Origin of the sequence: Actinoplanes sp. NPDC049802, assembly GCF_040656595.1 — a bacterium.
Classification (GTDB): domain Bacteria; phylum Actinomycetota; class Actinomycetes; order Mycobacteriales; family Micromonosporaceae; genus Actinoplanes.
This window is the reverse complement of sequence record NZ_JBFAMR010000035.1, coordinates 47918-69265: the sequence shown is the minus strand read 5'-3', so window position 1 is coordinate 69265 and position 21348 is coordinate 47918. Positions and strand designations below refer to the sequence as shown.

At 73.5% G+C, this 21348-nt stretch carries 18 protein-coding genes; 14 read left to right on the top strand and 4 right to left on the bottom strand.

The window, feature by feature from the left end:
- The first annotated feature begins 74 nt into the window (after window positions 1-74).
- The 6 genes from AB0I88_RS24010 to AB0I88_RS23985 all read left to right on the top strand — a co-directional run bounded on the left by AB0I88_RS24010 (window position 75) and on the right by AB0I88_RS23985 (window position 7362).
- On the top strand, window positions 75-2168 hold the full coding sequence (locus AB0I88_RS24010; protein WP_361028520.1) for an amino acid adenylation domain-containing protein: 2094 nt from the start codon (window positions 75-77) through the stop codon (window positions 2166-2168).
- An 11-nt stretch (window positions 2169-2179) separates the two neighbouring features.
- The gene (locus tag AB0I88_RS24005) at window positions 2180-3169 is read left to right on the top strand and encodes a TauD/TfdA family dioxygenase (RefSeq protein ID WP_361028517.1); all 990 of its coding nucleotides are present in this window, start codon (window positions 2180-2182) and stop codon (window positions 3167-3169) included.
- Between the two features lie 14 nt (window positions 3170-3183).
- Window positions 3184-3366, top strand: coding sequence for an MbtH family NRPS accessory protein (locus tag AB0I88_RS24000; RefSeq protein WP_361028514.1), 183 nt, complete (start codon window positions 3184-3186; stop codon window positions 3364-3366).
- On the top strand, window positions 3363-4592 hold the full coding sequence (locus tag AB0I88_RS23995) for an ATP-grasp domain-containing protein (protein ID WP_361028511.1): 1230 nt from the start codon (window positions 3363-3365) through the stop codon (window positions 4590-4592). Before AB0I88_RS24000 ends, AB0I88_RS23995 begins: the two co-directional genes overlap by 4 nt.
- Window positions 4589-5098 (top strand): flavin reductase family protein, encoded by a 510-nt coding sequence (locus AB0I88_RS23990; RefSeq protein ID WP_361028508.1) that lies wholly within the window; start codon window positions 4589-4591, stop codon window positions 5096-5098. The genes AB0I88_RS23995 and AB0I88_RS23990 overlap by 4 nt, the downstream gene beginning before the upstream one ends.
- Window positions 5099-5205: 107 nt before the next feature.
- Window positions 5206-7362, top strand: a complete 2157-nt coding sequence (locus AB0I88_RS23985) for an MFS transporter (protein ID WP_361028505.1) — start codon at window positions 5206-5208, stop codon at window positions 7360-7362.
- 33 nt (window positions 7363-7395) lie between these two features.
- On the opposite strand, the gene AB0I88_RS23980 is transcribed toward AB0I88_RS23985, so the two are convergent.
- A complete protein-coding gene (locus AB0I88_RS23980) occupies window positions 7396-8259 on the bottom strand; it encodes a class I SAM-dependent methyltransferase (RefSeq protein WP_361028502.1) in 864 nt (287 codons plus the stop codon).
- Window positions 8260-8307: 48 nt separating this feature from the next.
- Between AB0I88_RS23980 and AB0I88_RS23975 the strand changes: the two genes are divergently transcribed.
- On the top strand, window positions 8308-8874 hold the full coding sequence (locus tag AB0I88_RS23975) for an XRE family transcriptional regulator (RefSeq protein WP_361028499.1): 567 nt from the start codon (window positions 8308-8310) through the stop codon (window positions 8872-8874).
- A 6-nt stretch (window positions 8875-8880) separates the two neighbouring features.
- Here the strand turns inward: AB0I88_RS23975 and AB0I88_RS23970 are convergent, their stop codons facing one another.
- A complete protein-coding gene (locus AB0I88_RS23970) occupies window positions 8881-9900 on the bottom strand; it encodes a LacI family DNA-binding transcriptional regulator (RefSeq protein ID WP_361028496.1) in 1020 nt (339 codons plus the stop codon).
- Between the two features lie 183 nt (window positions 9901-10083).
- On the opposite strand from AB0I88_RS23970, the gene AB0I88_RS23965 reads away from it, so the two are divergent.
- Window positions 10084-11094, top strand: a complete 1011-nt coding sequence (locus AB0I88_RS23965; RefSeq protein ID WP_361028493.1) for a LacI family DNA-binding transcriptional regulator — start codon at window positions 10084-10086, stop codon at window positions 11092-11094.
- Between the two features lie 185 nt (window positions 11095-11279).
- On the opposite strand, the gene AB0I88_RS23960 is transcribed toward AB0I88_RS23965, so the two are convergent.
- Both AB0I88_RS23960 and AB0I88_RS23955 read right to left on the bottom strand, forming a co-directional pair.
- Entirely contained in the window at window positions 11280-13331 is a 2052-nt protein-coding gene (locus AB0I88_RS23960; protein WP_361028490.1) for a hypothetical protein, read from the bottom strand.
- 171 nt (window positions 13332-13502) lie between these two features.
- A complete protein-coding gene (locus AB0I88_RS23955) occupies window positions 13503-14903 on the bottom strand; it encodes a serine/threonine-protein kinase (protein ID WP_361028487.1) in 1401 nt (466 codons plus the stop codon).
- Window positions 14904-15056: 153 nt separating this feature from the next.
- Here AB0I88_RS23955 and AB0I88_RS23950 point away from each other — a divergent pair, with 153 nt between their 5' ends.
- The 6 genes from AB0I88_RS23950 to AB0I88_RS23925 all read left to right on the top strand — a co-directional run bounded on the left by AB0I88_RS23950 (window position 15057) and on the right by AB0I88_RS23925 (window position 21332).
- A complete protein-coding gene (locus AB0I88_RS23950) occupies window positions 15057-15719 on the top strand; it encodes a hypothetical protein (protein WP_361028484.1) in 663 nt (220 codons plus the stop codon).
- A 133-nt stretch (window positions 15720-15852) separates the two neighbouring features.
- A complete protein-coding gene (locus tag AB0I88_RS23945; RefSeq protein WP_361028481.1) occupies window positions 15853-17673 on the top strand; it encodes a sensor domain-containing diguanylate cyclase in 1821 nt (606 codons plus the stop codon).
- A gap of 8 nt (window positions 17674-17681) precedes the next feature.
- A complete protein-coding gene (locus AB0I88_RS23940; protein ID WP_361028478.1) occupies window positions 17682-17978 on the top strand; it encodes a hypothetical protein in 297 nt (98 codons plus the stop codon).
- 11 nt (window positions 17979-17989) lie between these two features.
- Window positions 17990-19945, top strand: coding sequence for a bifunctional diguanylate cyclase/phosphodiesterase (locus AB0I88_RS23935; protein WP_361028475.1), 1956 nt, complete (start codon window positions 17990-17992; stop codon window positions 19943-19945).
- Between the two features lie 20 nt (window positions 19946-19965).
- Window positions 19966-20475 (top strand): hypothetical protein, encoded by a 510-nt coding sequence (locus tag AB0I88_RS23930; RefSeq protein ID WP_361028472.1) that lies wholly within the window; start codon window positions 19966-19968, stop codon window positions 20473-20475.
- Complete coding sequence (locus AB0I88_RS23925; protein WP_361028470.1) at window positions 20463-21332, top strand: hypothetical protein; 870 nt, start codon at window positions 20463-20465, stop codon at window positions 21330-21332. Before AB0I88_RS23930 ends, AB0I88_RS23925 begins: the two co-directional genes overlap by 13 nt.
- Window positions 21333-21348: the final 16 nt, after the last annotated feature.

Genomic DNA, 21348 nt, shown 5'->3' with positions numbered 1-21348 from the left:
CGTGACTCGGCGACTGAACTGACGGGGGAACGGTCATCAACGGCTGGAACGGCGACGGCAGCCTGCCCTTCACCTTGCCCACGGCCTGGCGGGCCGCCGCCGGGGTGCCGTCCGTGGCCCGGGTGCCGCTCGACGCACTCACCGGCCCGCTCGACGCGCTGGCCGGCGGCGCCGGCACACACCGCGCCGTCGTGCTCCTCGCCGCGCACGTCAAGGTGCTCAGCATGCTCGCCGAGGAGCCCGGCTGCCACGCCGAGACCGACCTCGGCGGTGTCCGCCGCCGCGTACCGGTCGGGACCGCCGCCACCTGGGGCGACCTGGTACGGCGGGTATCCGGGCACACCGTCGCGGCGGACCCGGCCGCCGGCCCGCCCACCGAGCCCGGGCGGGTCGTCCTCACCGACGCCGACGACACCGTTCACCCCGGATACGGACTGTACGTGCAGGTCCGCGACGACGGCCTGCTGCTCCGGTCGCCGGGCGAGGCCCTCACCGGCGCCGCGCTCACCGGCCTGGCCGGTATGTACACCGAGGTGCTCCGGGCCATGGCGAACGGTCCGAACGGCGACGCACGGGCCGCGTGCCTGCCGGCCGACCAGCGCCGCGCCGTCCTCCGGGACTGGAGCACCGGGCCCTCCGCCGACCGCGGCCCGGTCACCGTGGTCGACCTCATCCAGCGGCAGGCCGCCCGGACCCCGGACGCGGTGGCCGTCCGCTCGGACGGGGCCCGGCTGACCTACCGGGAACTCGACGAACACTCCAACCGCATCGCACGGCAGCTGATCACGATGGGTGCCGGCCCGGAGACCATGGTCGGTGTCGCCCTGCGGCGCGGCGCCGACCTGCTCCCGGCGTTGCTGGGCGTCTGGAAGTCCGGCGCCGGCTACCTGCCGCTCGATCCCGCACTCCCGTCCGGCCGGCTCCGCGGCATGGCCGACGCCTCCGGATGCCGCCTGGTCGTCACCGACACCGCGAACGCCGCCGCCCTCGGCCCCGGCTACGCCGGTGCACACCTGCTGCTCGACGCCGACCGGGCGCGGATCGGCGCGCAGCCGGCCGGCCCGCCCGGGGTGCCGGTCGGCCCGGCGTCCCTCGCCTACGTCATCTACACCTCCGGATCGACGGGTACGCCCAAGGGCGTGATGGTGGAGCACGGCGGCCTGGTCAACTACCTGATGTGGACGGCGGAGGCGTACGCGGCCCGCGGCACCGGCGGATCACCGTTCTTCTCGTCCATCTCGTTCGATCTCGGCATGCCCAGCCTCTACACCCCGCTCATCACCGGGCAGGCCGTGCACCTGCTACCGGACCCGCTGCCCACGGGCGACCTGGGTGAGATGCTCGCCGAGTCCGGGCCGTACAGCTTCATCAAGCTCACCCCCGGTCACCTGGACCTGCTCAGCCTCGACCTCACCGACGAGGAGATCCACGGCCTGGCCGGCATCGTCATCGCGGCCGGCGACGCCTTCACCAACGAACTCGCCACCCGCTGGATCAAACAGGCCGGCCCCGGCGGCACGGTCGTCGCCACCGAGTACGGCCCGACCGAGATCAGCATCGGCAACTCCGGCGAGCCGATCCTCGAGCCGCCCGCAACCGACCTGATCCCACTCGGGCCGCCGATCCCGAACACGACGATGTACGTGCTCACCGACCGCCTGGAGCCGGTGCCGGTGGGAGTCCCGGGGGAGATCTACATCGGCGGCGTGGGCGTGGCCCGCGGCTATCTCGGCCGGCCCGCGCTCACGGCGGAGCGGTTCCTGCCCGACCCGTACGGCGCTCCCGGCTCCCGGCTCTACCGGACCGGCGACCGCGGCCGCTGGCGCCCGGACGGGGCACTGGAGTTCCTGGGCCGCGTCGACCATCAGGTCAAGATCCGCGGGTACCGGGTGGAACTCGGCGAGATCCAGGCCACCCTGCTGCGCCACCCGAAGGTCGCCGAGGCCGTCGTCATCGCCACCGGCCCGCTGAACCGGCAAACCCTGGCCGCCTTCGTCGTTCCGGCGCAGGGCGACGAGTTCAACGCCGCCGAACTCGTCGAACACCTGGCCGGTCTCCTGCCCGCCTACATGATCCCGGCCAGCGTGGTCGCGGTCGACCGGATCCCGCTGACCGCCAACGGCAAGGTCGACACCCGCGCAATGGCCGCGGCCGCACCGTCTCGATGAGAGGACTCACCGTGACCATCTCCGCTCCGTCCCGCCCGGAAACCGGAAGCGACATGCGCTTCGTGCTCACCGATCTCGAACGTGACGAACTGCGGGCGCTCGCCGGACGGGCGGCCCGCCATCAGCCGGGCCGGCTCGACGACCCGCAGTGGCTCACCGAGATCCGGCGGCTCAGCTGCGGCCTGCCGGTCCGGCTCCGGGAGACCATCCGCCAGTACCGGCACGACCCGGGCCCCGACGGCACGCTCATCCTGGCGAACCTTCCGGTCCACGAGAACGAGTTGCCGGAGACGCCGGCCGTACGGGACTCGGTCGAGCGCATCGCCGCCGTGCCGTCCGCCGCCACCATGCTGATCGGGCAGCAACTGGGCGAGATCATCGCCTACCGGGACGAGAAGTTCGGCGCGCTGTTGCAGAACGTGGTTCCGGTGCCGGAGCTCGCCGAGTCGCAGAGCAACGGCGGATCGGTGCCGCTGGAGTTCCACACCGAGAACGCCTTCCACCCGAACCGGCCCCACTACGTCGGCCTCATGTGCCTGCGCGGCGACCACGACGGCGTAGCCGGCACCCTCGTCTCGTCGATCCGGCGGGTCCTGCCGCTGCTCGACCCGGCCGATGTACAGGTGCTGCTCAGCCCGCGGTTCCTCACCGACCCGCCACCCTCGTTCCGGGCCGGCGGCATGACCGAACCGCATCCGGTGCTCGGCGGCGACCCCGAGGACCCCAACCTGCGCGTCGACTTCAACACCACCACGGCGCTCGACGAGGACGGCAAGGCGGCCCTCGAACGGCTCCGCACCGTGATGACGGAGTCCGCGACGCTGCTCGTCCTCGAACCGGGCGAACTGGTCCTCGTCGACAACCGGCTGGTGGTGCACGGGCGCACCCTCTTCACACCCCGCTACGACGGCCGGGACCGCTGGCTGCACCGCATCTTCGTGCACCTGGACAGCCGCGGCAGCCGGGTGCACCGGACCGCCAACGGCTCCGTGCTGGTCTGACCCGGAGGCGACAGATGCAGGAGACGGATCACGTCGTGGTGGTCGACGGCCAGGGCCGCCACTCCATCTGGTGGCCGGACCGGGCGGTTCCGGCCGGCTGGTCGGTGATCGGGCGGCCGGCGAGCCGGGACGAGTGTCTGCGCCGGATCGAGGCGGAGTGGACCGGGCCGCGCCCGGGTGCGGGAGCCACGGCATGACCGGGACGCTCGTGCTCGTCGACGCGCTGTCCACCGGCGCCATGCTGGCCCGGGCCGCCGCCGGCACCCACCGGATCGTGCACGTCCACTCCCGTCCGAACCTGCCTGCCACCTTCGCGGCCAGCCTTCCGAGCGAAGTGTTCGCGGAGGACCTGGTCCACCCCGGGGCCGCCGACGAGGTGCTCCAGCGGCTGCGGGCACACCGGCCGGCCGCCGTCATCGCCGCCAGCGAGTTCGGTGTCGAGGTCGCCGACGAGATAGCCGCCCGGCTCGGCCTGCGCGGCAACGATCCGGCCGGGTCCCTCGCCCGGCGCGACAAATACGTGATGGCCGAGGTGCTGGCGGCCGCCGGGGTGCCGACCGCCCGTCAGCACCGGGCCGCCGGGCTCGGTGAACTGCTTGCATGGCGACGGCGGCACGGGCTGCGCCGGGTCGTCGTCAAACCGGTGGACAGCGCCGGGTCGGAGGACGTCTACACCTGCGACACCGACGAGGAGATCGCGGCCGCCTTCCGGGCCGCGATGAACAAGACCAACCTCATGCTGCGGGCCAACGAGACGGTGATGATCCAGGAGCACCTGGCCGGTGACGAGTACGTGGTCAACACGGTCAGCCGGGACGGGCGGCACTGGTTCACCGACGCCTGGATCAGCAACAAGGTGGAGCGGGCGGGCAACCGGCTCGCGTACGACCACGAGGACCTGCTCGACTCCGGCGACCCACGGCTGGCCGGGATCCTGCCCTACGTCGCCGCCGTCCTGGACGGTCTCGGCATCGCCAACGGCCCGGCGCACACCGAGCTGATCCTCACCGCCGACGGCCCTCGCCTGCTGGAGACCGGCGCCCGCCTGTCCGGGCTGGCCAACCCGCCGGCCCTGGACCGGTGCACCGGCGCCAACCAGGTCGGCCTCACCCTGGACTGCCACCTGCACGACGGCGCCCGGCTGCGCGGCCTCCCGGCCCGGTACGAGCGACGGGCCCGCGCCCGCTGTGTGAACCTCATCGCCCACCGCGCCGTGCCGCTGCCCGCTGTGGAGCTGGAGAAGATGCTGCGCGAGCTGCCCGCCTTCGAGAGCGTCCGGTTCCGCATCCCGGAGGGCCGCATGACCCGTCCCACCGTCGACCTCAACTCCGCGCCCGGCGTCGTCTTCCTGGTGCACCCGGACCAGCGGGCGATCGACGAGAGCTACCACGCGCTCCGCGAGCTGGAACGCGAACTGCTGTGACCGCGCAGCTGTTCCGCGAGCTCTTCGGGTCGTTCCCGACACCGGTCGCGATCATCACGGCGCTCGGCGGTGACGGTGTGCCCCGCGGGTTCACCTGCAACGCGGTCTGTGCCGTTTCCGCCGCCCCACCGCAGCTGCTGATCTGTGCCGACCACCGCTCACAGACGCTGCCGGCCATCCTGACCTCGGGCGCCTTCGTGGTCAACGTCCTCGCCCCGGACGGCGCGGACGCCTCCCGCCTGTTCGCCGGCAAACGGGACGACAAGTTCGCCGGGGTCGCCTGGGAACCGTCGGTGATCGCCGGGGGAGCGCCGGTGCTCACCGAGGTGGCGCTCAGCTACATGGAGTGCCGGGTCACACGGGTGGTGGAGGCCGCCGACCACGCGGTGATCTTCGCGAGCGTGGACGGCGGCGCCGTGCTGCGGCGGGAGGCGCTGCTGTACTGCCGTGGCGACTACACGTCGTGGACCCCGTCCGTGCCGGTCGGCGCCCACGAGCCGGGATAGCGTTCCCCGCCACTCGCCCGGTCGCGGCTCATCGCGAGCGAAACACGAGCATGGTAGAAAGCCTGCCGGCGGATTTCGCCGGAATCGGCTCAGGGAGGCGTCACCCCGTGAAGCAGTTGAACGACCTGATCGCGGACTTCTGGCGAGATTATGCCGCCGTCGTCCTGCTGGGCGCCGGTCTGCTCGGGGTGATCCTGCTGATCAGCTTCGCGATCTGGGCCAGACGGACCGGCAAGCCGCTGCGCCCGCTCGCGCTGGCGATCAGCATGAACCTGGCGCTGCTGCTCAACGCCGAGGGCATGTGGGTCATCGCGATCGACCAGCTCAAACTTCCGCCGATCTTCGCGGTGCTGGTGTTCGCGGTCTTCGAGATCTGCTTCCTCACGGCCACCTCGCTCGCCGCCGAGCAGTACCGGCGCACCTCCGTCCACGCGAGCGACGGCACCATCGTCACGCCCGGTCACCCCGGGGCGATGCTCTACATCGCGGCGCTGATCGCCGGGCTCTCCGGTGTCATCGTGGCCAGCAACGCCGTCACGGGCACCGAGAAACTGCTGCGCCTGGCCGTACCCTGCGTGATCTTCCTGATGTGGTGGGCGGCGCTCACCGCCGCCGGGCAGCGGGTGCGGCGCGGCCGTTTCGCCTACAGCCCGCGGCGCCTCGCCGAGCGGTGGGGCTGGCTCATCCCCGACGACGACCCCGATCTGGTACGGATGGCCGCCGAACGACAGGTGCGCCGGATGGTCGTCAACTACCACCGGGTGAGCACCGGCCGGTTCCCGAAGTCGTGGTGGCGGTCCCGCCTGCTCAAGGACGCCCGGACCGCGGGGGAGCCGGTCGTCGAGGAGGTCATCGAGCAGCTCGCCCGGATCCAGCGGGTGATGGACCTGCTGGTGCCGGGGGCGGTGCGGATCCCGGTGCCCACCGTGGGACTCACCCCCGCCGAGGCCCGTCCGGTCGTTTCGGCGGTGTCCGAACCGGTGGTTTCAGCCGCGTCCGGGCAGGCCGCTCCGGTCACGCCCGCTCCGGTCACGCCCGCTCCAGTCACGCCCGCTCCGGTCACGCCCGCTCCGGTCGTCTCGGCCGCGCCGGGTCTGGTCGCTGCGGTCGCACCGGGTTCGGTGGTTCCGGTCGCGCCGGGTCCGGTGGTCTCGGCGGGGCCCGGTCCCGTCGCCGTGCCGCAGGCCGGGCCCGATGCGCTGGAGCCGGCCTCCGTCCCGGCCGCCGCGGTGCCGCAGACCGTCCAGTTCGTCGCGCCGGTCCGGTTCGTTCAGCCGGTCGAGAACGGCTCCGCTCCGGCCGGGGAGGGTGCCGCCGTCCCGGACGGCGATCCGGTCGCGGCCCCGGAGGACCCGGCGGCCCCGGAGGACCCGGCGGCCCCGGAGGACCCGGCGGCCCCGCTGGTTCCGGCTCAGCGTGTTCCGGCTCAGCGTGTTCCGGCCGACCCGGACGTGACGCCGGCCGCCGGTCCCGTCCCGGCCGTTGCTGTTCCGTCCGCTCCCGTGCCGGTCTCCCCGGCGCCCGCCCCGCAGCCGTCCTGGGCGTCCACACCCACCGGCGCCCGCCCGGCCGTGAGCATCGCCGGATCGCCCTGGTGGCGGCTCGCCGTCGACCGGCTCAGCAAAATGGTCGCCGACGAGATCAGCGCCGAGGACCTTTCGGGGATGAACTACCTGCGGATCAACGAACTGGCCCGCAAGCTCGCGCCCCGGGTGCCGGAGCTGGGCGAGGGCGTGGTCCGCACGTTCATCAACGAGTACGTGCGGGAGCTGGACGGGGAGCACGTCGAGTCGACCTACCCGTGGCGGGAGTTCCTGCCCGCCCCGGCGCTCGCCCCGGCCGGCTCGGAGGCCTGGAACAACGCGCTCCTCGACCTGCGGGCCGCGCTGGAGGAGGAGCTCGGCGAGGGCCAGCCGCTGGACCCGGAGGAGCTGGCCGAGTTGCTCGCACCCAGTGCCCCCCGGCTGGACGGCGCGACGATCCGCCGGTTCATCGGCGACTACGCCCTGGCACTGAGCGGGATGACCGCGCCGGGCAGCTCCCAGCCGTGGGCGGAACTGCTGCCGCGGCCGCAGAGCGCACGGCCGGCCAGCGACGACGAGCTGCTGGAGATTCACGGCGCCGAGCTGTTCGAGCATCTGCGCGCCACCGGCCGGCTGAGCCGCTACAAGGTGCAGGCCGTGACCGGGATCAAGAGCCGGGTCCAGGCGGACCGGATCAAGGCGATCGTCGAGGAGCGGGCGGCCGAGACCGCGACCGCCTGACCCGGTGCGGGCCGGCCCCGCCTGGCCGAGTGGCTAGCTCGGGGTCGAGATCCAGGCCGAGCGGGTGCTGTGCACCGACAGGCCGGGATGGTGCCGCAGGACGCGGCCGTCGTCGGCGAGCAGGGTGTCGAGCGTCTCCCGGTCCTCGGCGGAGAGCCGCTCGGCGACGCCCGCGCGGAACCGTCGCAGGGTGGCCACCGCGTACCGGACGGCCGGGGCGGGCAGCGGCGGTGCCAGGTCGACGACCAGCTCCCGGGACTCCAAGACGGTGTATCCGGCGGCATGCAGGCGGGCCGGCCAATCGGCGCCGATGTGCGGCAGGTGCTCGGCCCGGGCCGCGTCGGCGACCGCGTGGCAGCGCGCCTCCATGCCGGGGGTCCCGATGCCGATGTCGTCGGGCAGGAACCGCGGCATCGACTCCATCTCGATCATCGCGAGCAGGCCGCCCGGGCGCAGGGTGGCGCGGATGTCGGCGAGCACCCGGTCCGGGTCGCCCATGTGGTGCATCGACGACGACGCCCAGACCAGGTCGGCCTCGCCGGTCTCCGGCCAGCCGGTGTCGGCGTCGGCGTGCAGCGGGCGGATCCGGTCGGCGAGGCCGTGCCGTGCGGCGCTCTCGGCGAGATGCCGCAGCATCGCGTCGTCGGTGTCGATGGTGGTGACGACCGCCTCGGGGAAGCGGCGGAGCAGCGCGAACGCGCCGGTGCCGGTGCCGCTGCCGAGATCGGCGACGCGGCGGACGCCGGGCGGCCCGGCCAGCTCGGCGATCCGTGCGGTGAAGTCGGCGAGAGGGGTGGCGGCGACCTCGGCGTCCAGGTCGAGCATCTCGGTCAGATCGTGACCGTTGCCGTGCGCGTGACCGTGGGCCTGGCCGTGGTGGTGGTTTTCGTGGGGCATGAGGACGACTGTAGAACCGGATTGCGGCTGGCGCATACAATCTTGCGTATGACGCAAGACGCTGAGGTGGACGCCCTCGTCCGGGCCCGGATCCGGGGGTTGCGGATCGCCAAGGGCTGGTCGCTCGACGAGCTGGCGGCCCGCTGCTACCTGAGCCCCTCCACACTGAGCCGGATCGAGACCGGCCACCGGCGGATCGGGCTCGACCAGCTCACCAGCATCGCGCGGGCCCTCGGCGCCAGCCTCGACCAGCTCGTCGAGACCGAGAACGACGACGTGGTGATCAAACCGCATCATCATCCGGAGCGGGGCATCACCACCTGGATGCTGACCGGCGACCACGAGCACGCCGGGCTGACCGTCGCCCGCGTGCGGGTGACCAGGCCGGCGTCACGGCGGCCCGAGGACCTGCGGGTGCATCCGGGACGGGACTGGTTCACCGTGCTGTCCGGGACCGTCGAGCTGGTGCTCGGCGACCGTCTCGTCATCGTCGAGGCCGGCGAGGCGGCGTCCTTCTCCACCATGACCCCGCACAGTCTCGGAGCGCGCGGCGGGGCGGCCGAGATCATCGCGGTGCTCACGCCGGACGGCGAGCGCACCCACGTCGCCGGCTGAGCCGGGTCAGGCCGAGCCCGGCGCGGCGAGGCTGGACCGCCACACCAGCGTCGCCTCGGCACGCTCGCTGTACGGGCCGGCGCCGTCGCCGAGCGCCAGGGCCATCGCCCGCTCGCCCATCTCGACCAGCGGCAGGCGCACCGTGGTCAGGGCCGGGGTGACGTCCCGCGCGATCGGCATGTCGTCGAACCCGGTCACCGAGATGTCCTCCGGCACCCGCACCCCGCGTTCGCGCAGCGTGACCAGGGCGCCGACGGCCATCGAGTCGTTCAGCGTGATCAGGGCGGTCAGGCCCGGCTCGGCGTCCAGCAGCGCCCCGGTGGCCGCGGCGCCGCCGTCGCGAGTGAAGTCGCAGTAGACGAGGCGGGACGGCGGCAGCTCCACCCCGGCCTCGTCGAAGGCGCGGCGGAAACCGGTGAGCCGGTCGGTCGTGGTGGTCAGGTACCGGGGCCCGGCGATGACACCGATCCGGCGGTGCCCCAGCTCCAGCAGGCGCAGGCCCAGCGCGCGGGCGCCGTCCTCGTTCGCCGGCAGGACCGCGCTGCCGACCAGGCGGTGCCGGCCGATCACCGCGACCCGGCCGCCCGCCTGCTGGTACGCGTCCAGCTCGGCGTTCAGCCGCTCGGTGAAGGCGTCGTCGTGGTAGCCGGAACCGGCCAGGATCAGCGCGTGCACCTGCTGGGCCCGCAGCAGCCCGACATACGCCAGCTCGCGTTCCGGCTCCCGGTAGCTGTTGCAGATCACCAGCAGCCGGTCGTGCGCCCCGGCCTGGCGCTGCAGCCCGCGGGTGATCTCCGCGAAATACGGGTCGGAGACGTCGTGCACGATCACGCCGACCGCCGACTTACGCGGCCGGGCCACGTTCTGCGCATGCGCGTTCGGTACGTAGTGCAACTGCGCGACGGCCGCCAGCACCCGCTCGCGGAGATCCTCGTTGACGCGTTTCGCGCTGTCGTTGATGACGCGGGAGACGGTCGCCGGGGAGACCCCGGCGAGCCGGGCAACATCCGCCAGGGTGACCGCCATCCGGACAGGTTAACGGCCCGGTGGGGCCGATGTGCCGACGACCCGGCCGAACGTGTGGATCGACGGGCCCGGATCGGCCGCGGGGACCGGTCCCGTAAGTTTCGGCTGGGGGGCTACCCTCATCAGGGCGTACCTGGAATCGTGCACATCTCAGGGTCGGGGCGCGGAAAGGACGGTCACACGATGAGGGAGGACCGGAGCCGCTCGACCGGGCGGCCGACCCTCGAAGAGGTCGCTGCCCGGGCCGGCGTCGGCCGCGGGACGGTGTCCCGGGTCGTCAACGGGTCGGCGCAGGTCAGCCCCAAGGCGCGGCAGGCCGTTCAGGACGCCATCGACGCCCTGGGCTACGTGCCGAACCGGGCCGCTCGTGCGCTCGTCACCCAACGAACCGATTCGATCGCCCTGGTGATCTTCGAGTCCGGCGAGCGGTTCTTCGCCGAGCCGTTCTTCGGCCGCATCGTGCAGTCCATCTCGTCGGTGCTGGTCGCGCGCAACCTCCAGATGGTTCTGATGATCGCGCAGGCGCCCGAGGAGCGCCGCCAGCTCGAGGGCTACCTGACCCGCCAGCACGTCGACGGCGCGCTGCTGCTGTCCCTGCACGGCGACGACCCGCTGCCCGCCCTCCTCGAGGAGCGCGGCGTGCCGACGGTCCGGGCCGGCCGGCCGTTCCATCCCGAACCGGTCAGCTTCGTCGACGCCGACAACCGCGGCGGCGCCCGGTCCGCCGTCACCTACCTGCGCGACCAGGGGCGGCGCTGCATCGCCACGATCACCGGCCCGCTCGACATGGCCGTCGGCATCGCCCGCTACGACGGCTATCGCGACGTCGTCGGCGACGGCCCGGCCGCCCGCGGCGACTTCGGCGAACTCAGCGGCGCCACCGCCATGGAGTGGCTGCTCACCCAGTACCCGCAGATCGACGCCGTCTTCGCCGCCTCCGACATGATGGCCGCCGGCGCGCTGCGCGTGCTGCGCCGGGCCGGGCGGCGCGTCCCCCAGGACGTCGCGGTGATCGGCTTCGACGACTCGGTCATCGCCCGGCACACCGATCCGCCGCTGACCAGCGTCTACCAGCCGATCGAGCAGATGGGCCAGGAGATGGTCCGGCTGCTGCTCACCAAGATCGACGGCGAGGAGCCCTCCGCCTGGGAGACCGTGCTCCCCACCCGTCTCATTCTGCGCGGGAGCGCTTAGCGCTCCACGGGTCGAGGTCCGCGTCTCCCTCCTTTCCGGTACGCGCGACCTCGCCCCGCCCGATCCGGATCGTCACGTCCGTGCGGCGCGCGCTCGCGTCGTGGTCCGGCCCGTGCCGCGCCCGCCGGGCCGAGATCGGTGAGCCACCCACCAAGATCCGCAGGCCGCCGGTGACCAGCAGTGGATCAGGAGCCGAGCAGGCGGCCGGAGATCTGTTCGAACCGGTTCCGGAGATCCCCGGCGGTGGTCCGGTCGGCGGCCACCAGTCGTTGCCCCGCCGGATCGCTGAGGACGGCCGATTCGCCGGCGATGGTCGACGCCACCCGCCGGAAGTCGAGGGGCAGCTCCTCGTCCCCGGCCACCAGCAGGGCGGCGGACAACCAGCGGACGGACCCCTTGTCGAAGTAGCCCCACAGGGGCCGGCGGGGGTCGGCGAGGGCGATCGCGCCGATGACGAAGGCCCGGCCGACGAACGGAATCCCCGGTACGGCGGCGGCCGCGTACGCGCGGGCCGCGGACTGCTGTGGACTCCCACCGGAGCGGCGGCTGTCGAGCAGCACGAAGCCCTGAGCGGCTTGGTCCCTACCCTCGGCCGTCGACGAGGTGGAGGCGGCGACCGACCAGAGACCGGCCGCGGTTTCCTCGTCGGTGAACATCTCGCCGGCGAGCAGATGACGCAACGGCTTGCTCCAGCCGTTGCGGTCAGCCAGCACGGTGCGGGTGATGGTGGTGGCGAGCGGGTCGCCGGCGGAGCGCAGCGCCCGGACGAGGGTCAGCAGAGCGGGCGGTGACCCGGTGTACGGCGTCGGCGGAACGAACAGTTCCGGCCAGCGTTCGCCCACCGCGGCCAGGTCTTGTGCCCGCAGACTCGACGTGGCCGCGAGCAGGTGCAGGCATGCCGCCGTACCGGGTTCGGAGGTGGAGCGGTCCGCCGCACAGGCACGCAGGCCGGCGACGTGACCGGGGGCGGTCGCCTCGAACAGTTCGACGGCGGCCGTACGGCAACGGGCGTTCTCCGGGTCGAAGCCGGGCCAGGGCGGTAGCCCCGCGGCACGCCGGGCACCGTCGGCGGCCTCGTCCCATTCCGCCAGGACCGTACGCATGTCCTCAGGACCGATCGCCGGCTCGGGGGAGTGGCGTCTGCCGCCGGATCCGTGGGTGAGCCGGTTCAGTTCGGACCGAAGACCGAAGGGCAGGTAGGCGTGCATCCGGACGAGTTCGGCCCGTAACCATGCCGGCACGGCACCGTCTCGCAGAGTGTCGACGATCTTGCGCTGGATCGGTAGATCAGGATCGGCGACCGCATGCGGTAACGCACGGCAGAGGGCTTCCACCCGGCGCTTCTGTGCGGCGGGATCGGGGTCGGGCGCCGCGCGCATCTCGACGGCCAGCGCGATCGCCGATGCGCTGGGCGGTGTGCCGTCGAGCGCGGCCAGACGCAGGTAGACGTCGACGTTGTCGCCACGCAGGGCGAGCCGCCGGCAACCGGGCAGTGCGGCCGGATCGCCCCAGGCCCACAGCAGGTCCGCGGTAGCCGCACCGTCGGTGAGGAGTTCGCCGATCAGCCGGCCGGCATCGGCGTGCCCACTGTCGAGCGCCGCCCGGGCGAAGGCGGACGGATCCTCGGCGAAGACCGTCCGCCACGTCGGCAGTAGACGGTCGATGTCCTCGGTGGTCAGAAGGCCGCGCCGGCACAGGACGAGAAAGGCCTGCCGGTGTACGGGCGCCATGCCGCTCAAGGACAGGACCGTGTGCAGCAGGTCCGCTTCGCCGTCACGCAGCGGCGCCGGCTGTCTGTCCGGCCACGACCCGACGGTGAGGTTCGGATCGCTGAGGAGCGCCAGGCGTACCAGCCACTCGCCGAGTTGAGCCGGGTCCGCCGCGGTGGGGTGGGCGTCCCGGACGATCAGGAACGCTTCGGAGTCGGTTCGCCCACCGAACACCGCGTAGCCCGCCGGTTCGAGCCGCCGCAACGCCCGCTCGACGGTCGCACGGTCCCCGCCGAAGTAGACCGCCTGGGGACGCCGCAGTGATCCCTTCCGGTCGAATGCCATCGCCTGGGTGTGCCAGCCGAGGTACGGGGTGTCGGTCGGCATGCCACGCCGGCGAATCTCCTCGCGGGCGTCGTGATGGACCTCCTCCTGCATGACCCGTTCCGCATCGGGTTCCAGGAACAGAACCTCCGCGGAGCCCGCGAGAGCAGCCGACAGAACCGCGTAATCACTGGTTGCGGGCATGACGGAGATCCTAGGCCCGCGGCCTGGCGTTCTCCACGCCGCCGGACCGCGTCGAAGGACCGTCGATCTCAGCCCGGTGGGCGCGGCACGGGCGTGACCCGGCAGTTGATCGCGGGGGCTTCACGGGACGGTCGGGTTGCCGGGGGCGGCGTGCCGCGTACCGGAAAGGGGTCATGGGGTTGTCAGGCCCCGAAGGTCGGACAGCCGCCGCTGGAGCACGGTGGCCTGGGTCTCGGTGATGCCGCCCTCGTTGAGGCGCTGGCGGACCTTGCGGGTGAGCTGGTCGACCTGTTCGGTGAGGTCGGCTTCGGCGTCCGGGTCGATGAGGCGCAGCAGGTTCATGAAGTCGAGGGCCACGTCGGGGCGGATCTCGCCGAGGTCCTCGCCGCGTTCGACGGCGGCGCGGACCCGGCTGAGGGCGACGTCGACGGTCAGCGTCGCCGCCGGGGCGGAGGCGGTCGCCGACGGGCTCGGCTGCGGTGGCGAGGGTGGCGGTGTCGACTCGGGCCCGGTGGGCGCCGTGGTGGTGGGAGCGCCGCTGGGCGGCTGGGCGAACTCGGCCTCGTGCTGCGAATCGCCGACCATGTTGATCACGGCGAGGAACGCGACGGCCGTCACCGCGAGGGCGGCGCCGACGGTGGCGCGGCGAACCATCGGGGACCGCTGCGGGCCGGCGGCGGGCGCCGGCAGGACCCGGGCCAGGCCGGTGGGCGGACGTCCGGGCAGCGGGATGGTGAGGCGCTCCGGGGCGGCCGGGATCAGGCGGGCCAGGACGCGGCGGGCCTGAGCGGCCGTGGGACGGCGCAGCGGGTCCTCGTCGAGGCAGCGCAGGATCAGCTCGCGCAGCCGGGCGGGCAGGGTCTCCGGCAGGGGAGTGGGGCCGTTCGCCTGGGCGGCGGCCAGTTCCTCCCAGGTGTCGACGTCGTAGGGCGGAACCCCCGCGACCATCTCGAAGAGGAGGACGCCCAGCCCGTAGAGGTCGGTGGCGGGCTCGGCCGGTTTGCCGTCGAGCCGTTCCGGGGCGGCGTAGGCGGGTGTGCCGAAGCTGGCGCCGGTCTCGTCGTCGTCCGACTCGCCGGCGGCGGCGCTGATGCCGAAGTCGAGCAGTTTGACCCCGCCGGGGCACAGCATCACGTTGCCCGGTTTGATGTCGCGGTGCACCACCCCGGCGGCGTGCGCGGCGGCCAGCGCCTCGGCGACGGCGGTGCCGATCGACACGGCCTCGCCCCACGGCATGGGGCCGCCCGCGTCGCAGAGCCGGGCCGCGACGGTCTCGCCGTCGAGCAGCTCCATCACCACGAACGGCGCCACCGAGCCGTCCGGCCGGACCGCTTCCCGGTAGTCGTGGACGGCCGCGATGCCCGGGTGCGAGAGCCGGGCCGCGAGCCGCGCCTCCCGCCAGGCCAGGTGACCGGCACGGGTGTCACCGGCCGGAAGCTTGACCGCGACCGGCCGGTCCAGCAGCTCGTCAGCGGCTCGCCACACCTGGGCCATGCCACCCGTCTCGAGGAGGGTGACCAGGCGGTACCGCGAGGCCAGGAGCGTGTCCGGGGCCGGCCAAACTTCGTGCATCCCAGGACATTCGCCCAGTGGGCGGGGCATGTCAACCCATGCCGGCATCACGGGTGCCCAACGGATGCAACCATGCGGCAACCGACCGGTCAACCCGCCTGAACCCGGCGCCGCTCAGAGTGGGAACTCCCCCGAGCTGAGGAGTTCAGTCAGATGCGCATGCGCCGTACCGCCGCCGCCCTCGCCATGGCCGCCGCCGTCACCGTTCCGGCCGTCGGCACCGGAGTAGTCGCGTACGCCCAGGACTCGCCGGCCACCGCTTCGGCCGCCAAGGGGCCGAAGGAGACCGCCAAACCCACCAAACCGGCCCCGGCCAAGCCCACCAAGACGCCGGTCAAGAAGGTCAACTTCCAGGCGTCCGGCACGATCACCGCGGTGGCCGGCGACACGATCACGGTGGCCGCGAAGAGCGGCACCAAGGACGTCCGCGGCAAGTCGGTGACGATGTCCGTCGCGTCCGGCGCCCGGATCGTCCTGAACGGCAAGAAGGTCAAGGTCGCGAGCCTGGCCGCCGGCCACAAGGTGTCGGTCACCGGCACCCGGGTGGACACGGTCTACACGGCCGACCGGATCCAGGCGACCGGCAAGGCGGTCAAGCCGACGCCGGCGCCGTCGTCACCGTCCGCCACGCCGACGTCCGAGCCGACGTCCGAGCCGACGTCCGAGCCGACCTCAGCGCCGACGTCGGCACCCACCTCGGCACCCACGTCGGCTCCCACCGAGTCGCCCAGCGCGACGCCGTCCGAGGAGCCGTCGCCCACCCCGACCGACGCGCCGGAGGGCGGAGAGACCACCGAGGCGCCGGAAGGCGAGTGAGCCTCCGGTGACCGGCACGCCCCACCCGCCATGACAAGCCGGGGCGTGCCGGTCACCGGCTTCTGTCCAGACCTCCACCCCGGCGGCCGATCGCCGCCGGGGACGCCGACCGGAGCGGAAGGGTGGTGGCGGAGTGCCGCTGCGGCGTGACCCCGTGCTGATCACCCTGGCCGTGGCCGGTGTCCTGCTGGTGGGCGGGTTCGCCCTGGATCCGGGCACACCCCGGGCCCAGCTGGTGGCCGCCTGGCTGCTCGCCCCGATGCTGGACCTGCTGCTGTTCTGGTCGGCCCGCCGGGTGCACCGCGTCCTGGACCTGCCGCCCCACGCGGACCGGTTCTGGCGGGCCCTCTCCGCCGCCGGCCTGCTCTTCGCCGCCGGTGACCTGGTCCAGCTGTACGCCGTCCTGGCCGACCCCGGCATCGACCGGCTCACCTTCCACCCGGTGCAGTCGACCGCCGCCCTCTCCGGCGTCGTCCTGGTCTGCGCCGTGGCGATGGTGCACCGGAACCGTGACCGGCCGCGCCGCAAACGGATCCGCCTGCTGCTGGACACCGCCCTGATCAACACCGCGTCGGCGTCGGTGGCCTGGTGCCTGATGACCCGGCCGGACCTGGCCGAGGTGGGCGCGGGCGCCCACTTCGTCGCGCTGTTCGGCTGCGGCCTGGTGCTCTGTGCCGTCTTCGTGGCGGTGAGGTCCGGCCTGACCGGGGAGACACCGCTGAGCGGGATGGCCGCCGTGCCGATCGTGTCGGCCACCGTCCTGCAGGCGGTCGGCAACATTCTGCTGCCCAGCGGCAGCGCCGGGGACAGCGGCAGCCAGATGGCGCTGGCCACCGCCCCGCTGGTGCTGGTGCTGGCCGGCCCGCGGATCCAGTTGCTGCGCGGCGCCGCGGGCCTGGACGGGCGGCTGTGGCTGGAGCGGGCCCTGCGCGGCCGGTACAGCGTCCTGCCGTACACCGGGACGGTCATCTGTGCCGCCGCGCTGGTGATCGTGCTGGCCACCGACGGTCTCGGGCTGAGCGCGTGGGGCGCGCTGACCGGGCTGCTGGTCAACGTCGCCCTGGTGATCGCCCGGCAGGTCCTCGCGCTGGCCGAGAACGACAGCCTGCTCGTCGAGATCCGCAACCGTGAGCAGCGGCTGAACGGCCTGCTCCGGCACTCCTCCGAGGTCATCTCGATCGCGTCGCCGGACGCCGGGTTCACCTATGTGAGCCCGGCGGTGGAACGGGTGCTCGGCCTCCCGGCGTCGGCCGTGCTGGGCCGCGACTCGCTGGACACGCTGCACCACGAGGACCGGGCGCCGCTCAGCGACGATCTGGACCTGCTGTATTCGACCCCGGGCGCCGAGCTGACCTTCCACGGGCGCTTCCTGCACGCCGACGGATCGTGGCGCTGGCTGGAGGTGGTCGCGGTCAACCTCACCCACGAGCCCGGCATCGAGGGTGTGGTGAGCAACTCGCGGGACGTGACCGAGTCCCGGGAACTGCACGAGCAACTGCGCTACCAGGCCGGCCACGACGAGCTGACCGGGCTCGCGAACCGGCGCCAGTTCACCGCGGCGGTGACCGGGCTGCACGGCGACGCGGCGGTGCTGCTGATCGATCTCAACGGCTTCAAACACATCAACGACACGTACGGGCATGCCGTCGGCGACGAGGTGCTGCGGCACGTGGCGGACCGGTTGCGTGAGTGCTCCGGCCCGGGCGACCTGCCGGCCCGGCTGGGCGGCGACGAGTTCGCGGTCCTGGCCACCGGCGCGGAGGCGGCCGAACGGATCGCCGGCCGGCTGCGGGAGGCCCTGGACCGGCCGGCCGACATCGCCGGGCGGCCGCTGCGGGTGGGCGCCAGCATCGGGGCCGCGGTCGGGCCGGCCGCCGACCCGGATCACCTGCTGCACGCCGCGGACCTGCTGATGTACGAGGACAAGCAGCGTTCCCGGGCGTACGCGTCATGATCCGTCACGTGGTCGCGACCGCCCTGACCGGTCTGCTCGGTGTCCTCTGGTACGTGGCCTGGACGGTGGCGGCCCCGGGCCCGGTGGCGCTCGGTTACCTGTTCATGCCGGTGTCGATGGCGCTGGGCGGCCTGTCCGTACGATCCTTGCGCCGCGCGACGACGATGCCCCCGGCCGGCCGCCGGTTCTGGCTGCTGCTGGAGATCTGCTGCCACCTGTTCGCGGCCGGGTTCACCCTGCTGGCCGTGGCGGCCGTCCGCACCGGTCCGGAGCTGCCCGCGATGCCCCGGCCGGCGCGGCGCTGATCGGCTCCGGCGTGCTCGTGGCGATGTGGGGCGTGGCCCAGGTGCCGCTCGGCGTGACCGGCGGGTACGAGCGCGGCAAGCAGTGGCTGGACCGGACCATCGCGTTCCTCGGCTGCGCCACCGTGCTGTGGCACTTCGGGATCGCCCCGATGTACTGGGCGCCCCAGCCGTGGACCCCGGCGGCGCTGGTGGTGCTGTTGCTGGCGTGCACGTTCGCGGCCGGGTCGATCACCAAGGTGTCGTACATCGGGGGCGGGCCGGTGGACCGGGTCGCCATGCGGCTGGTCGCCTCGACCGGCATGGCCGCGGCCGCGGTCGCGCTGCTCGCGGTGCTCGGCGGCTACCACGGCATCCTGCCCGGCCAGGCGGTGGTTATGCCGGTCTGCGGAATGCTGGTCGCCCTCGGCGCCCGCCGTCAGCTGACCGCGCCGTCCGCGCCGGGCCGTCCCGCGAACGTGTGGCTGCCGTACCTGGCGATCGTGGCGGTGGACATCCCGGTCGTCGACGTGCTGGTCCGCCGCTGGCACTGGGCGCCGGGCATCTGGGAGGGCGCCTTCGTGGTGTCCGCGGCGGTGCTGGTCACCGCCCTGGTCGCGGTCCGTCAGTACGTGGCCTTCCGGGAGAACACCCGGCTGCTGCGGGAGCGGCAGGAGTCCGAGGCGCGGCTGCGGCATCAGGCCACCCACGATCCGCTGACCGGGCTGGCGAACCGGGCGCTGTTCCGGCAGCGGCTGGAGGAGGCGCTGGCCACCGGCCCGGCCACCGTGCTGGTGGCCGACCTGGACGAGTTCAAGACGGTCAACGACTCGCTCGGCCAGGACGCCGGGGACGGTCTGCTCGTCGCGTTCGCCGCGGTGCTGTGCGACGCGGCCGGGCCGGCGTCGGTGGTGTCCCGGCTGGCCGGCGACGAGTTCGCGGTGCTGTTGCCGGGGCCGGCCGACGGCGAGGAGGTGGCCGCACGGGTGGCCGCGGCGACCGCCGTGCCGATCAGCGAGCAGCGGCTGCTGGTCCAGTTCAGCGCGGGCCTGGCGACCGGTCCGGCGGGCGCGGCGGCCGGCGGCCTGCTGCGCCGGGCCGACGCCGCCCTGTACGCCGCCAAACAGCGCGGACGCGCCAACTGGGTGCGTTACGCCGACGGCATGGAACGTCCGGCTCAGGCGTACGCCCAGCTCGGCGGCGACCTGCGGCGGGCTCTGGACGCCGGCGAGTTCCGGCTGCACTACCAGCCGATCGTGCGTCTCGACGACGGCCGGATCGTCGGGGTGGAGGCGCTGGTCCGCTGGGAGCATCCGGATCGTGGCCTGGTGCCGCCGGCCGAGTTCATCCCGGCCGCGGAACGTACCGGGCTGATCGTGCCGCTGGGCCGCTGGGTGCTGCGCGAGACCTGCCGGCAGGCCGCCGTGTGGCTGGCCGAGTTCGGTCCGGACGCGCTGGAGAAGGTGGCGCCGAACGTGTCCGTGCGCCAGTTGCACGACCCGGATTTCGTGGCGGACGTGCTGGCCGCGCTCGCCGACCACGGGCTGCCCGCCGGCCGGCTCGTGCTGGAGCTGACCGAGTCGGCGGTGCTGCGCGGCCAGCACGTGCTGCGGGTGCTGCACGAGCTGTACGACTTCGGCGTGCGGCTGGCTCTCGACGACTTCGGCACCGGCGAGTCGTCGCTGAGCCTGCTGCGAACTTTCCCGGCGGCGATCGTCAAACTGGACAAGTCGTTCGTCGACGGCATCGAGCTGGACGAGCCGGGCACTCCGGCGGCGGACGCCCGGCAGGCGGTGGCCCGCGCCGTGGTCCAGCTCGCCGGCGCGCTCGGCCTGGACACGGTGGCCGAGGGCATCGAGAGCCGGGAGCAGGCCGACCGGCTGCTGCGCCTCGGATACCACGTCGGCCAGGGTTACCATCTGGCCCGGCCGATGCCGGCCGATCAGCTCACCGCGCTTCTCGCGGCCCAGCACGTGACGGCCGCCGCATAAGACCCCGATATCGTACGGCGGTGAACGTTTCCGACGAGGGCACCTCGACCGCCCGGTCGCTCGCCGGCTGGCTGGAGCGGGTGACCTTCGCCGATCTGCCGGAGAGCGAGGCGACCGCGCGGATCGTGGACGCGGTCGCCGCCTGGGCCGGGGAGCAGGGCTGGCGTGTCTACCGGCGGGCGCCGAGCGTCTTCCCGCTGCCCCCGCCGCTGCGCGGAAACTCGGTGCTGGACGTGGCCTGCGCGCGCCCCGGCGGCCCGCCGGTGGCGATCGAGGTGGACCGGCTGGAGCGGCAGCGCACGATCGACAAACTGCTCGCCGAGGCGGCGGCCGGCCGGCTGGCGATCTGGGTGCGCTGGGGCGCCGGCCCGTTCCCGCCCCCGCCACTGCCGGTGCATCTGGTGGTACGTGAGGCGTCCCGCAGATCCGGTCGATGGCATACGGTGGCGTCGCGGCCGGCGCCGCGCCACTCCGGGACCGTCGGCTCCGGAGACACCGTCCACGCCGAGGAGCTGCCGTGGGAACCGTGACCGAGAGCCCGTACCGCCTCGCCTGGCGGGTCACCGAGCCGTTGCACGCGATGGTCTACTTCGTGCCCGAGTCCCCCGAGCGGTACGCGAAGCTGGGCCTCAGCCCGATGGACGGCTACTTCGCCTCCCGCGGGGCCGCGTTCGGCCCGGTGGGACCGGAGATCGTGGCCGCCACCTTCTACAACTTCAACCCGGACCGGGTCGCCCGCGCCCTGCCCGCCGCCTGGGCCAAGGCCCGCCCCGAGCAGCTGGTGCAGGCCCGCCTGGAGGCCGCGGACGCCGCCCTGACCCGGGGCCTGGGCGCGGACGTGCTGGCCGGCCCGGAGGTGGCCGAGGCGGCCGAGTTGGCCCGTACGGCGGCGGAGGCGGCGGCCCGGCTGCCGCACGGCCGGCCGTTGTTCGCCGCGCACACCACGCTGCCGTGGCCGCGGTCGCCGCATCTGGTGCTGTTCCACGCGCAGATGCTGTTGCGTGAGTTCCGTGGCGACGGGCACGTGGCGGCGCTGCTGGCCAACGGGGTCAGCGGCCTCGACGCGATCGTCATGCACGCGGCCAGTGGTGAGATCGACGGCCGGTTCCTGCGGGGGACCCGCGGCTGGAGCCGCGAGCAGTGGGCCGGTGCCGAGGACGACCTGCGGCGCAGCGGGCTGCTCGGCGACGAGGGGCTCACCGAGGAGGGGGCGCGGTTGCGGGCCCACATCGAGGATCGCACCGACCAGGTGGCCGAGGTGGCGTATCGGGCGATCGGCGAGCAGGGGTGCCTGCGGCTGGCCGAGCTGACCCGCCCGTTGAGCCGGACCGTGGTGAAGGCGGGGCTGCTGAATCCGGCCGCGCTGTTCGAGCAGAAGCCCCGGTGAAGTTGGCCACGCATTC